Source organism: Bacillus gobiensis (genome assembly GCF_001278705.1).
Taxonomy (GTDB): domain Bacteria; phylum Bacillota; class Bacilli; order Bacillales; family Bacillaceae; genus Bacillus; species Bacillus gobiensis.
In genome coordinates this window covers 1,561,556-1,575,318 of the sequence record NZ_CP012600.1, presented here as the reverse complement: position 1 = coordinate 1,575,318, position 13,763 = coordinate 1,561,556, and the positions used below count along the sequence as shown (strand labels likewise).

Genomic DNA, 13,763 nt, shown 5'->3' with positions numbered 1-13,763 from the left:
TTTCAACTGTGTAAATATTCTGTACAATAGGCTTGAAACCATTATTTTTAATATCAGACGATCATAAAAGGGGATGGAGAAATGAACGTTACAGTGTGGAATGAATTTCGCCATGAACAAAGCGATCTGCAAGTTCAAAGCATTTATCCAAACGGAATTCACGGGGCGATTCAGGAGTTCCTGCAGGAAGATGGTTATACAGTCAGAACTGCTGTATTAGATGAGCCGGAGCATGGGCTTACAGAGAAACTTTTAAATGAGACTGATGTCTTATTGTGGTGGGGACATAAAGCACATGAAGAAGTGGAAGATGCAATAGTTGAACGCGTGAAACAAAGAGTGCTTGAAGGAATGGGACTCATCGTACTTCATTCAGGCCACTTTTCAAAACCTTTCAAAGCGCTTATGGGTACGTCATGCGATTTAAAATGGCGGGAAACGGGGGAAAAGGAACGATTATGGGTAATCGATCCTACACATCCTATTTTGGAAGGGGTTGGTGAGTATATTGAACTTGAACAAGAGGAAATGTACGGGGAGCATTTTGACATTCCGGAACCGGAGGAACTCATTCTTGTCAGCTGGTTTGAAGGCGGAGAAGTATTTCGCAGCGGCTGCACCTTTAAACGGGGAAGGGGAAAGATCTTTTATTTCCGGCCCGGCCATGAAACCTATCCCTCCTATTACCATCCGCAAATCCAAAAAGTAATTAAGAATGCAGTCAAGTGGGCAAACAGGGATAGAACAGATCAGGTAACGTATGGAAACAAGGAACCGCTTGAAAAAATTTCAGGAAAATAACAGCTAAAGGTGTATGCAAAAAGGAGAGATGTGGCAATATGTCACCCAAATTAAAAATAGGTATCATTGGTGCAGGGGGAATAGCAAGAAACGTACATATTCCAAATTACTTACGGCAGGGAAATCGCATAGAGATTGTCTCTGTTTGTGATGTCAATGAAGCAGCTGCAAAGTCCTGCGCTGAAGAATTCGGCATTCAACATACATTTACCAGCTACGAGGACATGTTTCGCGAGCTAGACATCGATGCGGTCAGCGTCTGCACGCCAAACAAATTTCATTTTCCTGCAACAACAACTGCCCTTGAAGCAGGATGCCATGTGTTATGTGAAAAGCCCCCTGCTATGACTCCGGAAGAGGCTATCGGTATGGCGGAGGTGGCTAAAAGAAAAGGGAAAATTTTAATGTACGGATTTCATTACCGGCACTCTGCTGAAGTGGAAGCTCTTAAACGATTTATTGCGGCAGGTGAGCTTGGAGATATTTATGCCGTTCGCGCGCATGCCTTAAGGAGAAGAGGGATTCCCGGCTGGGGAGTCTTTACAAACAAGGAGCTGCAAGGCGGAGGGCCGTTAATTGATATTGGGGTTCATATGCTGGACACCGCCCTTTATCTTATGGGATATCCCGAACCAGATGTCGTTTTTGGAAAAACCCACCAAAAACTCGGCATACGGGAGGGAGTCGGCTTTTTCGGGAAATGGGATTGGCGAAACTTTTCGATTGAGGATCTTGCTCACAGCATGATCACGTTTAAAAATGGTGCATCGCTTATTTTAGAAACCTCTTTTGCGGCAAATATTGAAAAAGAAGAAACGATGCAGGTTTCCTTGATGGGAAATCAAGGTGGCGCCGATGTGTTTCCCTTGAAAATTTTTCAGGAGAGGCATGAAACGCTGATTGACAGCACTCCGATCATTTTTCAAGAGAAAACAAGCCACGAGCTAGAGGTAGAGAGGTTTGTCGATGCTTGCCGGGCCGGCCACGCATCTGTACCTGCTGCAGAGCAAGGTGTCGTGATTCAAAAGCTGATATATGCTATCTATAAATCAGCTGAAATTGGTGATACAGTTAAATATTAGTAGGGTAGAGGTGCAGGCCCATGATGAAATGGCAAACCCAGGATGAGCTTAAATCGCTGCTCATCTCACTCATTCAATATGACAGCATTTCCGGAACGACAGGAGAAGTAGCGCTGGCAGAATATATGTATAACTTATTAAAAGATCGCTCCTATTTTCAAAAAAATCCGAACCATCTAACCTTGCACCCTATGAAAGACGGAAGATATTTTTTGTCCGCGCTTGTTAAAAAACAACCAAATAAAAATACGATAGTAATGCTTAGCCATTTTGACGTAGTTGATGTTGACGATTACGGCGAGTTTAAAAACATGGCTTGCAAGCCTGTCGAATTGCTTAATTCATTTACAAAGAAAAAAGAACTTTTGCCGGAACGGGCAAGAAGGGATTTGGAGAGCGGAGATTGGATATTTGGTCGAGGAGCAATGGACATGAAATCGGGGCTGGCGGTTCAGCTCTCTATGCTGGAAAGGGCAATGAACGGTTTATTTGACGGAAATTTGCTATTGGTGACCGTACCTGATGAAGAGGTAAACTCGCAAGGCATGATTGAAGCAGTCCCAGTATTAAGGGAAATGAAGGATTTACATGACCTTAAGTATATCGCTTGTTTAAACAGTGAACCGATGTTCGAAAAATTTCCTGGAGACCCAAATCTTTATGTATACAGTGGAAGCATCGGGAAAGTATTGCCCGGTTTCTTTTGCAAAGGAATTGAAACCCACGTAGGGGAACCGTTTTCAGGATTAAATTCAAATCTCATGGTTTCTGAGGTCAACCGTCTTCTTGAATTAAATGTAGGCTATTGTGAAGCAGTAGACGGAGAGTTTACTCCGCCGCCAACGAATCTGATGCAAAAGGATTTGAAGGAAAATTATTCAGTGCAAACCCCGCATGCTTCCGTATCGCTTTTTAACGTTCTCACGATGGAGCGTTCTGCTGATGAGCTTCATCGAATGCTGATTGATACCGCCAAGAAAGCCGCATTGAACATCGAAAATAACATAAATAAAAAAACGTTAGATTACCAAAGATTCGAAGCTTTTTCAAAGGAAGAATACAAGGTGTCAGTTTTTACGTTTGAACGCTTGCTTGAGCTTGCAGAAAAACGTGCGGGTAAGTCGGAAGCTGAGAGAATACTAAATTATGTGTTTGCCAACCGGGGTAAATTAGGAGATCGGGATTTCACGACAAAAATAGTTTCTGAATTGGCTTCGCTTTGCAAAGAGGACGGCCCGATGATTGTGTTGTTTTACAGCCCTCCTTTTTATCCGTCGGTCTCATCAAAAGATGAACCTTTAATCAGAAAAACGATTGACTCGGTTACGGAGTTTGCTGATAAACAATTTGGACTTAAATTCAAAGAGGTTCAATATTTTCCCGGACTTTCTGATTTAAGTTATCTACAGCTCGAAAAGCAATCGGTCAGTACGTATACAAACAATATGCCGTTGTTTAATCGAGGTTACGCTTTGCCTTCAGGGAAGGAAAGTACGATCTTCGTACCTGTTATCAATGTAGGCCCTTTCGGAAAAGATCCCCATAAATGGACGGAAAGGCTCCATGTTCCTTATTCGTTTGGACAGCTGCCTCAGGTCTTACAGTATACGATCGAAAGTCTGTTAAACCAAGCCTAGCAATATTTAGGCTTGGTTTTTTAAGGCTTGTTTCGAAAATTCCACTTTTATCTCAGCTGAGCGCCTTGCTGCATTCCTTACGCATTCTGTTACTGCTTCGCTAAAATGGTACCGTTGAAGCGTTTTTAATCCCGCTTCTGTTGTACCCCCAGGACTCGTGATTTCTTTCTTTAAAATTCCAGGAGATTTTTCGCTTTGCAACAGCATTTCCGTTGCTCCTGAAAGTGTTTGGAAAATCAAATGTTTTGCGGTAGACTGTGACAATCCAACCTCAATAGCAGCGGCCTCCAATGCCTCAATAAAATGATAAATATAGGCAGGACCGCTTCCGGAAACGGCTGTGATGGCATCCATTTCATTTTCATCGACGTAAAACGCTTCACCGATCGTTTCCAAAAAAGCTTGGGCATGATTAAATTGTTTTTCTGTGACATGTTCGCATACAGTAAATGCTGTGGCAGACTTTTGAATGGAAGCGGATGTATTCGGCATCGCACGAACCACAGAAACTTGCTCATTAAAAAGCAGTTGAATGGTGTCGATCGTGATACCTGCAAGAACGGAAATGATCAAATGATCGTTCAGATAAGAACGAATGTTTTGGATTCCTGAAGCTGCATCCTTCGGTTTCATTGCAAGAACAACAATATCTGTTTCCTGCATGAGCTGTTTTTTATCCGTACAAATGGTAATTCCGTACGTGTTATTGAGCTCGTGAAGCCGATCAATATTTGAATGATTGGTGACATAAATATTTTTCGGATTGATGATCTTACTATTTACCATTCCGTTTATCATTGATTCAGCCATGGAACCAGCTCCAATAAAGCCGATTTTATTCATAGGTAAAACCTCCTTAAATTAAGTGAATCTTCAATTAGTGGGGAAGGGACGTCAGCTGGTCCCCGCCAAGGGTATACAGGAGTTGCTGCAGGATAAAAAAAGAACCCCTTCATCGTAAGGACGAAAGGGTTCGCGGTACCACCTTTAATTAGCACGTGATATAAAGACATGCTCTCTTAAGTTTCCTTTAACGCGGAAAACGTTTAGGTTTGCCTAACCGCTCTTAGGGAAGGTTCAACAAGAAGAGTGGGTCTGAAATCTTTCAGCCGGAGGATTTCAGTTTCTAAAACCATCGTCTGTTTACTAGTCCTAGTCGCTGCGTTCGTATTCGTACAATTTGTTTGTTGCCATTATGCAATGGCTGGTTGTCGTGTGTCAAGCAGTTTTTGGTTTGCATGCTGTGACATTCCATTTTAAAAAAGCTAAAATATAAAATAAAAGTGAAAAAGGCGTTGATTTATTTTATGAGGACGAGACGTAAAATTATTCCTATTTCTTTACCTACTCCATTTCCTGTAGGAGACGTCATCGTATACGTTTTGTTAGGTGAAGCCGTAACCTTGATAGATGCAGGTCCGAAAACGAAAGAAGCGTATGAGGCATTAAAAGGAGCGCTATCACGACACGGAATTTCTTTATTAGATATTGACCAAGTGATCCTTACTCATCATCACGCCGACCATGTTGGATTGTTGGATGATCTTCCAGAACGAGTGAGAATTATCGGTCATCCGAATAATGAACCGTACATAAATCAAAAACCTGAATTTATTCATAAGGAGCTCGATTATTTTTATGAATTGTTTCAATCGTTTGGAGTTCCGGAACAATTAAATGAATTGGTAATGGAATTTAGAAAGATATATCGATTATCGTGTCACCGCCCTTTAACACAAGCAGTAAAAGAAGGCGATAGGATCGAAGACTTAGAGGATTGGGATATTTACTATACACCCGGGCACGCAGAGTCGCACATTGTTCTTTATCATCTTGGAGAACATATTATGCTTGGCGGAGATGTACTGTTAAAACAAACTTCTTCAAATCCGCTTCTTGAGGTTCCCAAAAACAACGATATTCGCTCTCGTCCGCTGCTTGATTATAATAAATCACTTAAAAAATTGGCGGATCTGGAGATTAAAACGATTCTTCCCGGACATGGAGAACCCATTGATAATGTCCGCCAGCTTGTTGATAACCGGCTGCAAAAACAACAAAGACGTGCAGAAGAGGTCTATCATTTTTTGCAAAAAGATGCTCTTACCCCTTATGAAGTGTGCCAAAAGCTATTTCCTCAAAAATATGAAAACGAGTTGTTTTTTACAATGAGTGAAACAGTCGGGCAGCTTGACGATTTAGAAGATCGAGGGAAGGTTGAAATGTTTCTGCATCACGGGCATGTGTACTACAAAGCAAAGCGGGTGGAAAAATGAATGAAAGACTTAAAGGAAAAACCGTTTTTATTACAGGAGCGTCAGGAGGACTGGGTGAGAAAATAGCGTATCAAGCTGCTCTTAAAGGGGCACATGTGTATGCAGCTGCGAGAAGGATGGAGCCGCTCGAACGCCTGCGGACTAAAATTCATCAAGAAACACAAGGAAGCTGCAAGCCAATCATTCTCGATGTATCTGATCTTGAGAAGGTGTCAAACGTATTTGCCGAAATCAACAGAATCGACGTGTTGGTAAATAACGCTGGATTCGGGGTTTTTAAAACTGTAGAGGATTCTACTCTGGAAGAAATGAAAGGCATGTTTGAAGTCAATGTCTTCGGTCTTGTGGCATGTACAAAAATGGCTCTCCCCAAGATGATTGATAAGGGTCACGGACACATAATCAATGTCGCTTCACAGGGTGGAAAGATTGCAACTCCTAAATCGAGCCTTTACTCTGCAACAAAGCATGCCGTACTTGCCTATTCAAACAGCCTGAGAATGGAGCTTATGAAAACAGGTATTCACGTAACCACAGTGAATCCTGGTCCGATCCGCACGAACTTTTTTTCGATAGCAGATGAGAGCGGAAATTATGCAAAAACCATTGATAAGTGGATGCTTGACGCTGATAAAGTTGCCGGAAAAGTAGTTGCCTGTATGCTGACAAATAAACGGGAAATTAACCTTCCTGCTTGGATGAATGCAGGCAGCAAGCTCTATCAACTGTTTCCCGGACTTGTTGAACGAGTGGCCCGTGGCGCATTTTCGAAAAAATAACGAAACCAGAATATTGTGTTAAAATAAGTTCAATCAATGGGGATCTTACTATATACGAAAAACTGTCATCATCTAAGGGGAACGAGGGAGAAAATGAATCAATCCAACAGCAGTCTTATTTCATTGTTTACTTCACATTCCAGACAGGACTGGAGAAAGCTCGGAATGCCTTCAGCAATCCCGATAAAGGAAAAAGAAATGGATGCATTAAAAGGAGTCAATGTATCACTGTCTCTTTCAGAAGTGAAGGAAATTTACGTTCCGTTTGTCCAGTTATTAAATATACATATCATGTCGTATTTTCAAAGACAGCGCGGCATACACGCCTACTTAAATAATCAAAATCAACGCCAGCCATTTATCATTGGAATCGCAGGAAGCGTCGCCGTAGGTAAAAGCACAACTGCACGCATCCTGCAAACCTTGCTCTCGCGTATGCCATGGAAACCAAAGGTCAGCTTAATTACAACGGACGGCTTCCTATATCCGAACAAGCAGCTGGAAGAAAAAGGGTTGATGCTGAAAAAAGGATTTCCGGAAAGTTATGATGTAAAACGTTTACTTGGATTTTTAAGCGAAATAAAAGCCGGAAAGAAGATCGTTCGCGCTCCTGTGTATTCCCACCTTACCTATGACAGAGTTCCTGGATCCTATGAAACCATAGAAGACGCTGACGTTGTCATCATCGAAGGGATTAATGTGCTTCAAACCCCGCCACCATCAGAAGAAGACATTAATAAGCCAAGGGTCTTCGTGTCAGATTTCTTTAATTATTCCATCTATGTAGACGCAGAAGAGAAATTGATTACGACTTGGTACATTGAGCGGTTTTTGAAGCTGAGAGAAACCGCATTTCAAGACCCTGAATCCTATTTTCATCGCTACAAGGATTTATCCGACGATGAGGCAATCAAGTTTGCACAAAACATTTGGACGAAAGTAAACAGGCCGAATTTACAAGAGAATATTCTCCCAACAAAATACAGAGCGGATTTCATATTAAAAAAGGGAATAGGACATAGAGGTGAGAAAATATTGGTTCGTAATATTTGATTTACAGTAATTTTATTATGTAAACTATAAAGGTTGAAAGCTCTTCCGTTCGAAAGATCACTCATTTGGTGATACAATGGCATTAAGAAATGTTGGAGGGAAAACTACATGCAGATCCAATTAACTGAAACAGCAGATAAAATGCTTAAAGAGGCGTTAATGGCGTCACCGGGAAAACATATACAGCTTGCCTATGATTCTGAAGGATGCGGCTGCGCGGTAAGCGGGGTACCGGCTCTGTGGCTGACAGATCAGCCTGTCGGCGAGACAGAATCGATTCAAACGAACGGAGCTCCGATTCTTATTCAAAAAGTGAAAAAGGTATTTTTCGATGAACAAATGAAGATGGACGCGAATGAAAAGTCGAATACTTTTTCATTAAAAAGCAATTCTGAAACGTTAAATCCGAGAATGAGAATGATAAGCAAATAAGGAGAAAAACGAATTGGGCGATAAAATTCAATCGATGAAAAACGTAGCTCAGGATAAAACATGGGTCTCTTTTTTACATGCGAACCATCCATACACCTTGCTTCATTGGTCCATCGGCGGTACAGAATCTATTCAAAAGGACGTCTGGCTGCTGCAGGATGAAATGACGTTTGAGGCTCGCGAATTCCCGTCATTGGACGAAGCGCTTTCCTGGGTGAACGAGCATTTAAAGGAGATTACAGATATTCTGTAGAAAAAGGGGGAGGCAGGATGCATCCTCCTTTTTTAATTGACAAACTCCTCAAGAAACTCTTCCACTGCTTTTTTGTACTCCTTGTTGTTTTTCGTATACGACATCGCATGTTCGCCTAACTCGGCCAGATAGATTTTTTTCTTTCCCTTCTTTTTTTCAAAAAGAAGCTGACTGCTCATTGAAGGAATATAATCATCGTCCTTGCTGTGAATAAACAAAACGGGATTGTCAATGCGATCGATAATTGACAATGGAGAAATCTCCTTGATACGATAGCCGTCACGGATCTTAAGAAAAAAATTGGCAACAGGTAAAATCAGTTTTCCTGACAGCTTAAATTCTGTTTTTAATCGATAATTCAATTGTTCCCATAGCGCAGCAAACGGGCAGTCGGCAATATAAAAATCGGCTCCGTCTTCAATGTGGCCTGCATAAAGCAGGGCTGTGACTGCTCCCATTGATTCACCGTGGATCCCGATTTGCGCTTTTTCCCCGGTTTGACTTCGTACCCAGCGGACCACTTCTGCCAAATCAAACTTTTCATAATAGCCATAGCTTGTCGTTTTGCCACCGCTTAATCCGTGTTTTCTATGATCATATATGACTACATTCCAGCCAAGCTCTATAAATAAGTTCATATATTTTACGGAATTGTACAGGCTCATCGTGACTCCATGGCAAATAATCATCGTTTTGGTTGTTTGATAAGGCTTAATGTAATATCCTTTAATCGGATAGCCATAAGGGCTCATCAAATTTATTTCGTCTTTCGGCAGTTCATCGAACGTTTTTTGGACATAATGGCCGTCTAACGTTTCTCGGTCGATGATTTCTTTTTCCGTTTTTTTCTTTATGTACATGATTTTATTTGTGAAAAAAATACCGATAGCAAAAATAACTGAGAACACCACACCAATTCCTATCAGCAACTTCTTCATTTCGATTCCCCCGATTGTAGTTTTGTTCATTTCTATCATAGCATTGATGGATGAAAAACGCTGGCATAGAGAGGATGATATTTATGAAAAAAGAGAAAAAACCAGAGTTAAAGGAAGCTATGAATGATGAGTTGAAGTCGAAATTGTTTGAGATGAAAAACCAATTAAAAAGTGAAGAAGAAGAAAAAGCCCAAAAACGAAAAGAAGAGGCTATAAAGAGGAAAAAAGAAGCGGAGCAAAACAAAAGCTTTGAAGAACTGCTAAATGAAAGCGATCTGAATTGGAAACAATATAAATCGTAAATGGAGAAGTAAGTTCGATTACTTGTACTGGCGGTGCAACTCTGGTTCAGAACGGTGCAATTCCAGGGCAGGACAGTGCAATTCCGGTGCAGAAGGGCGCAATTCCGAGGCAGAAGGGCGTAATTCCGAGGTAGAACGGTGCAATTCCGAAGCAGAAGGGCGTAATTCCGAGGTAGAACGGTGCAATTCCAGCACAGAACGGTGCAATACCCGTACCTGACCGTACATTTTCAGTGACCTTCTACACAATTTCAGCCAGCATCAGTGCAAGCAATCAAAATCAGATACGAATCCCAATCTTAAGTTAATAAAAAAGGCGGACTCTTCCACGCATTTCGCGTTCCGCGAGTCCGCCTATTTGTATTCTATTTCCGGTGGGCTTCGTACACGTTCCGTTTAGTATAATACTGAAGCGCTTTTCTTTCTTGTTCGGAGAGTGGCCTGCTTTGTGCAGCACGCACATTTTCCCGAATCTGTTCGATGCTGCTTGCTCCAGCTGCAATTGTTCCTACTGCATTATGCTTTAGGATGTATTGGACGGATGCTTCAGTCAAGCTGAGATCCGGCACTGCATTGGAGATTGCTTCTCTGGCAGCGACAATCTCATCTTCGTGATAGGATAGGTAACCCCCAGCTGCTTTCTTTTTTAGCTCTGAGAACGGCTTTCCGCTTAATAATCCTTTGGCCAAGGGACCTCTGGCAACGACACTAATGTTGTTTTCTTCAAGAAGTGAAAACCATTCTTCAGGCCTTCTGTCAAAGAGGCTGTATTGCATCATGATGGAAACGATATTAGACTTCTTGATATAATCTTTGATCACGTTTGGCCGGATAGAAGAAATGCCGTAATATCTGATGACACCCTCCTGCTTTAGCTCTTCAAACGCTTCAATTGTTTCGTCGATCGGGTCGTCAATCGTTCCTCCGTGAAGCTGATAAAGGTCAATGTAGTCGGTTTTTAGTCGGGATAAGCTTTTTTTGACTGCTTCTTTTATGTAAGTCTTCGAAGGATCCCAATGCCATCCCGGCTTGCCTTGTTCAAATCGGTTTCCAACCTTCGTTGCCACAATGATGTCTTGTCTTCTGTTTTTTATGGCATCGCCGACGATTTCTTCATTTGTCCCTTGATCATATAAGTCTGCGGTGTCCAAATAATTAACGCCCAGTTCAATCGCTTCATCTAACGTCGACAAAGCTTTTTCCTTATCGGTGCCAAGCGACATACACCCAAGTCCCATTTCGCTCACATATAAATCGGAATGGCCCAGTCGTCTTTTCTTCACGTTTATCACTCCCAGCAATGTGTTAATCATACCGTAATATAACACAGCCGGCGTTTCAATGATAATGTACTTTATGAACGAATCCATTCTTTAATTGTACGAAATGTTTTTCCGTATTCCTTTAGTTTCGCTCTTATTTCCCATGCTTTCCCGGTTAACACAATTCCGTTCGGAAGACGGTATATCTTCATAGGTTCCGCTCCTTTCTCGTCCATATATGATAATATGTATGGTGATGAAAGAAGGATAGAACGAGGAGTTGAGTGAAGTGAGCAACCTGGAAGAAAAAACATTGAAAAAAGAGAAGCTATATTCCGGAAAGGTGATCGATCTCTATCTTGAAGAGGTAGAGCTGCCGAACGGGAAAACAAGCAAAAGGGAAATCGTCAAGCACCCCGGGGCAGTAGCGGTTATTGCTTTAACACAAGACGAAAAGATCGTGATGGTTCAACAATACAGAAAAGCGCTAGAGCGGACAATTGTAGAGATCCCTGCAGGCAAGCTTGAAAAAAATGAAGATCCGAAAGAAGCCGCTTTGAGAGAATTGGAGGAAGAAACCGGGTATACCTCACCATCGTTACAAAAGGTGATCTCTTTTTACACCTCACCGGGATTTGCCGACGAATTAATTCATTTATATATTGCTGATGGCATCGAGCCTCTTGCAGAAAAAAAACAATTGGATGAAGATGAATTCGTAGACGTAATGCTTGTTTCTTTGGAAGAAGCTCAGGATTTAGTGGAATCCCATGAGATTTATGATGCAAAAACGGCTTACGCAGTACAATATTTGCAGCTCTTACATAAGTCAGGTGGTGGAAAGTAAGTTGTCTTGGAAGTTAAAAGCATTCCATGAATTAACAGCAACGGAGCTTTACCGGATTATGAAAGCAAGAATCGATGTATTTGTCGTTGAACAGGAATGTCCTTACCATGATGCGGATAATCGTGATTTCGAATCCTATCATTTATTTCTTGAAGAAGAAAATGAAATTGCAGCCTATTGCAGACTGATCCCTAATGGGGTCGTCTATGATGAGGCCACAATCGGCAGGGTGCTTGTGAAAAAAGATAAAAGAGGAAAAGGGTACGCTTTCCGGCTTTTTGCGAAAGCAGTTCAAGTGCTTGAGGAAGAGTGGAAGGAGCCTGCCATAAAAATTCAAGCTCAGGCCTACTTGCGCGAATTTTACGGTTCGTTTAGCTTCGAGGAGGTAACAGAGGTTTATCTTGAAGATAATATTCCCCATATTGATATGATCAGAACAACCACTTCCTTATAGGACTTTGATTTGATGTAATAAGATTTCTTTCTATTCCTATTATGAAAAGCTATAATAATGATAGGAGAGTGATCAATATGTCAAAATCAAAAGCACGCAAAAGACGGGAGCATCTTGTGCGGAATACAGGGTACAGCAAGTCGGTTCATAGAGGGATAATACCAGATTTCAGCACCTATGTGAGAAAGACACCGACGAAGAAGGAACAGCTTGAAAAAATGAATAAGAAACACAAAGGGAAGAACTCTTTTGACCGGTACGAATCAGGGCAAAAGAGTTCTTTTATTTTAAACAAAACTAGCATAATTCATCAGGTTTCTTTCATACAATCTGGTAATGAGAGAATTCAGGAGGAAACTGATGCGCAGATACAATTTGAAAGAGCGGGTCTCGATCCATATAAAAGATTACTCATCCATTTATCTATTCATTAGTATATTGTTTGTTATGGGCGTTGTTTTTGGGGCAGTAATTGTTAATAGTATGACACTTAACCAAAAGGAAGATTTGTTTACGTATTTGAACAGCTTTTTCGGACAAGTTATGGAGGGGAAAATATTCAGCCAAAATGAAATGCTGGGTCAAAGCTTTTTTCATAACGTCAAATATTTGGGTCTCATGTGGATTCTCGGAATATCAGTCATCGGGCTGCCGATTCTTCTCATTATGGTTTTTTTAAAGGGGATTGTCGTCGGCTTTACGGTTGGGTTTCTCGTCAATCAGATGGGATTGAATGGCTTTTATCTTTCCTTTGTATCCGTTCTGCCGCAAAATATGCTGCTAATTCCTGCATTTATCATCACGGGAGCGTTATCCACTGCCTTTTCGTTAAAGCTTGTCAGGCAGCTTTTCTTGAAAAAAAGCTTGAATCATGCCCCGGCTCAGTTATTTGGAAAGTATGCTTTTGTTTTGCTGTTCATCGTCATTTTTTCTTTTTCAGCCTCATTTATAGAAGCCTATTTATCTCCATTTTTAATTGAAAAAATCGCCGCATTTACATTTTAGTTATTATCATATTAAAATGATTTCAATTACAAAATTATAATAATTTTAGTTGGCTCTCCTTGGCCGATTTGATATAATATCAAAGAAGCGGCGTAGGAGGGAATTTTTGATGGAAAACCGTATTGAACGAATAAAAAAACAGCTGCATTCTTCCAGCTATAAGCTGACGCCACAACGTGAAGCCACTGTTCGTGTGCTGTTGGAGAACGAAGAAGACCATCTGAGTGCAGAAGATGTGTACCTCCTCGTAAAAGAAAAGTCACCGGAAATTGGACTTGCTACAGTTTATCGTACGCTCGAACTATTAACTGAATTAAAAGTAGTAGATAAAATAAATTTTGGCGATGGTGTATCAAGATACGATCTCAGAAAAGAAGGCGCTGCTCATTTTCACCATCACCTCGTATGTATGGAATGCGGAACTGTCGATGAAATCGTTGAAGATTTGCTTGAAGAAGTGGAAGAAGTAATTGAAAGAGACTGGAAGTTTCAAATAAAAGATCATAGACTTACCTTTCATGGCATTTGCCATCGATGCAAAGACAATCAGCCAACAGATAAATAAGCTTTCTTAGGTGCCTTTTCTTCCAAAATAGAAGGGGCCGTTTCTATTTTCAAATGTATAAAACCCTGCTCTATTGG

17 protein-coding genes and 1 other annotated feature are annotated in these 13,763 nt (G+C 41.2%); of the genes, 13 read left to right on the top strand and 4 right to left on the bottom strand.

The window, feature by feature from the left end; translation table 11 throughout:
- The first annotated feature begins 81 nt into the window (after positions 1 to 81).
- The 3 genes from AM592_RS07745 to AM592_RS07735 are packed head-to-tail and all read left to right on the top strand — an operon-like array spanning position 82 to position 3,520.
- Positions 82 to 801, top strand: coding sequence for a ThuA domain-containing protein (locus AM592_RS07745; RefSeq protein ID WP_053603258.1), 720 nt, complete (start codon positions 82 to 84; stop codon positions 799 to 801).
- Between the two features lie 38 nt (positions 802 to 839).
- Positions 840 to 1,883 (top strand): Gfo/Idh/MocA family protein, encoded by a 1,044-nt coding sequence (locus AM592_RS07740; RefSeq protein ID WP_053603257.1) that lies wholly within the window; start codon positions 840 to 842, stop codon positions 1,881 to 1,883.
- A 23-nt stretch (positions 1,884 to 1,906) separates the two neighbouring features.
- The gene (locus tag AM592_RS07735; RefSeq protein ID WP_053606029.1) at positions 1,907 to 3,520 is read left to right on the top strand and encodes a M20/M25/M40 family metallo-hydrolase; all 1,614 of its coding nucleotides are present in this window, start codon (positions 1,907 to 1,909) and stop codon (positions 3,518 to 3,520) included.
- A gap of 6 nt (positions 3,521 to 3,526) precedes the next feature.
- Here AM592_RS07735 and proC read toward each other — a convergent pair whose 3' ends face one another.
- Complete coding sequence (gene proC, locus AM592_RS07730; RefSeq protein WP_053603256.1) at positions 3,527 to 4,363, bottom strand: pyrroline-5-carboxylate reductase; 837 nt, start codon at positions 4,361 to 4,363, stop codon at positions 3,527 to 3,529.
- A gap of 113 nt (positions 4,364 to 4,476) precedes the next feature.
- Positions 4,477 to 4,689 (bottom strand) — a binding site (T-box leader).
- A 138-nt stretch (positions 4,690 to 4,827) separates the two neighbouring features.
- On the opposite strand from proC, the gene AM592_RS07725 reads away from it, so the two are divergent.
- From AM592_RS07725 to AM592_RS07705, 5 genes are all read left to right on the top strand, one after another.
- On the top strand, positions 4,828 to 5,796 hold the full coding sequence (locus AM592_RS07725) for an MBL fold metallo-hydrolase (RefSeq protein WP_053606028.1): 969 nt from the start codon (positions 4,828 to 4,830) through the stop codon (positions 5,794 to 5,796).
- Complete coding sequence (locus tag AM592_RS07720; protein WP_053603255.1) at positions 5,793 to 6,575, top strand: SDR family NAD(P)-dependent oxidoreductase; 783 nt, start codon at positions 5,793 to 5,795, stop codon at positions 6,573 to 6,575. Before AM592_RS07725 ends, AM592_RS07720 begins: the two co-directional genes overlap by 4 nt.
- Positions 6,576 to 6,668: 93 nt before the next feature.
- Positions 6,669 to 7,628 (top strand): type I pantothenate kinase, encoded by a 960-nt coding sequence (coaA, locus tag AM592_RS07715; protein ID WP_053603254.1) that lies wholly within the window; start codon positions 6,669 to 6,671, stop codon positions 7,626 to 7,628.
- A gap of 108 nt (positions 7,629 to 7,736) precedes the next feature.
- Positions 7,737 to 8,060: an iron-sulfur cluster biosynthesis family protein gene (locus tag AM592_RS07710; protein ID WP_053603253.1), complete on the top strand. Its 324-nt coding sequence runs from the start codon at positions 7,737 to 7,739 to the stop codon at positions 8,058 to 8,060.
- A 13-nt stretch (positions 8,061 to 8,073) separates the two neighbouring features.
- Positions 8,074 to 8,313: a DUF2552 family protein gene (locus AM592_RS07705; protein ID WP_098945213.1), complete on the top strand. Its 240-nt coding sequence runs from the start codon at positions 8,074 to 8,076 to the stop codon at positions 8,311 to 8,313.
- A gap of 32 nt (positions 8,314 to 8,345) precedes the next feature.
- Here the strand turns inward: AM592_RS07705 and AM592_RS07700 are convergent, their stop codons facing one another.
- Complete coding sequence (locus AM592_RS07700; protein ID WP_053603252.1) at positions 8,346 to 9,251, bottom strand: alpha/beta hydrolase; 906 nt, start codon at positions 9,249 to 9,251, stop codon at positions 8,346 to 8,348.
- An 83-nt stretch (positions 9,252 to 9,334) separates the two neighbouring features.
- Here AM592_RS07700 and AM592_RS07695 point away from each other — a divergent pair, with 83 nt between their 5' ends.
- A complete protein-coding gene (locus tag AM592_RS07695; RefSeq protein WP_053603251.1) occupies positions 9,335 to 9,553 on the top strand; it encodes a YqkE family protein in 219 nt (72 codons plus the stop codon).
- Between the two features lie 365 nt (positions 9,554 to 9,918).
- Here AM592_RS07695 and AM592_RS07690 read toward each other — a convergent pair whose 3' ends face one another.
- Positions 9,919 to 10,836, bottom strand: coding sequence for an aldo/keto reductase (locus tag AM592_RS07690; protein ID WP_053603250.1), 918 nt, complete (start codon positions 10,834 to 10,836; stop codon positions 9,919 to 9,921).
- 71 nt (positions 10,837 to 10,907) lie between these two features.
- Complete coding sequence (gene mciZ / locus AM592_RS07685; protein ID WP_053603249.1) at positions 10,908 to 11,027, bottom strand: Z-ring formation inhibitor MciZ; 120 nt, start codon at positions 11,025 to 11,027, stop codon at positions 10,908 to 10,910.
- Between the two features lie 77 nt (positions 11,028 to 11,104).
- Between mciZ and AM592_RS07680 the strand changes: the two genes are divergently transcribed.
- The 4 genes from AM592_RS07680 (at position 11,105) to fur (ending at position 13,686) form a co-directional block, all read left to right on the top strand.
- Positions 11,105 to 11,662, top strand: coding sequence for an NUDIX domain-containing protein (locus tag AM592_RS07680; RefSeq protein ID WP_192841140.1), 558 nt, complete (start codon positions 11,105 to 11,107; stop codon positions 11,660 to 11,662).
- Between the two features lies 1 nt (position 11,663).
- Complete coding sequence (locus AM592_RS07675; RefSeq protein WP_053603247.1) at positions 11,664 to 12,116, top strand: GNAT family N-acetyltransferase; 453 nt, start codon at positions 11,664 to 11,666, stop codon at positions 12,114 to 12,116.
- A gap of 360 nt (positions 12,117 to 12,476) precedes the next feature.
- Positions 12,477 to 13,121 (top strand): stage II sporulation protein M, encoded by a 645-nt coding sequence (spoIIM, locus tag AM592_RS07665; protein ID WP_053603246.1) that lies wholly within the window; start codon positions 12,477 to 12,479, stop codon positions 13,119 to 13,121.
- 109 nt (positions 13,122 to 13,230) lie between these two features.
- Positions 13,231 to 13,686 carry a ferric iron uptake transcriptional regulator gene (gene fur, locus AM592_RS07660; protein WP_053603245.1) on the top strand — a complete coding sequence of 152 codons (456 nt, stop codon included), beginning with the start codon at positions 13,231 to 13,233 and terminating at the stop codon, positions 13,684 to 13,686.
- The last annotated feature ends 77 nt before the right edge of the window (positions 13,687 to 13,763 follow it).

Excerpts from the sequence above, each read along its gene's own strand:
- spoIIM (WP_053603246.1), top strand. The coding sequence starts at position 12,477 with ATGCGCAGATACAATTTGAAAGAGCGGGTCTCGATCCATATAAAAGAT.
- mciZ (WP_053603249.1), bottom strand. The coding sequence starts at position 11,027 with ATGAAGATATACCGTCTTCCGAACGGAATTGTGTTAACCGGGAAAGCA.
- AM592_RS07725 (WP_053606028.1), top strand. The coding sequence starts at position 4,828 with ATGAGGACGAGACGTAAAATTATTCCTATTTCTTTACCTACTCCATTT.
- AM592_RS07710 (WP_053603253.1), top strand. The coding sequence starts at position 7,737 with ATGCAGATCCAATTAACTGAAACAGCAGATAAAATGCTTAAAGAGGCG.
- AM592_RS07720 (WP_053603255.1), top strand. The coding sequence starts at position 5,793 with ATGAATGAAAGACTTAAAGGAAAAACCGTTTTTATTACAGGAGCGTCA.
- AM592_RS07740 (WP_053603257.1), top strand. The coding sequence starts at position 840 with ATGTCACCCAAATTAAAAATAGGTATCATTGGTGCAGGGGGAATAGCA.
- AM592_RS07745 (WP_053603258.1), top strand. The coding sequence starts at position 82 with ATGAACGTTACAGTGTGGAATGAATTTCGCCATGAACAAAGCGATCTG.
- coaA (WP_053603254.1), top strand. The coding sequence starts at position 6,669 with ATGAATCAATCCAACAGCAGTCTTATTTCATTGTTTACTTCACATTCC.
- AM592_RS07695 (WP_053603251.1), top strand. The coding sequence starts at position 9,335 with ATGAAAAAAGAGAAAAAACCAGAGTTAAAGGAAGCTATGAATGATGAG.
- fur (WP_053603245.1), top strand. The coding sequence starts at position 13,231 with ATGGAAAACCGTATTGAACGAATAAAAAAACAGCTGCATTCTTCCAGC.
- AM592_RS07735 (WP_053606029.1), top strand. The coding sequence starts at position 1,907 with ATGAAATGGCAAACCCAGGATGAGCTTAAATCGCTGCTCATCTCACTC.
- AM592_RS07700 (WP_053603252.1), bottom strand. The coding sequence starts at position 9,251 with ATGAAGAAGTTGCTGATAGGAATTGGTGTGGTGTTCTCAGTTATTTTT.
- proC (WP_053603256.1), bottom strand. The coding sequence starts at position 4,363 with ATGAATAAAATCGGCTTTATTGGAGCTGGTTCCATGGCTGAATCAATG.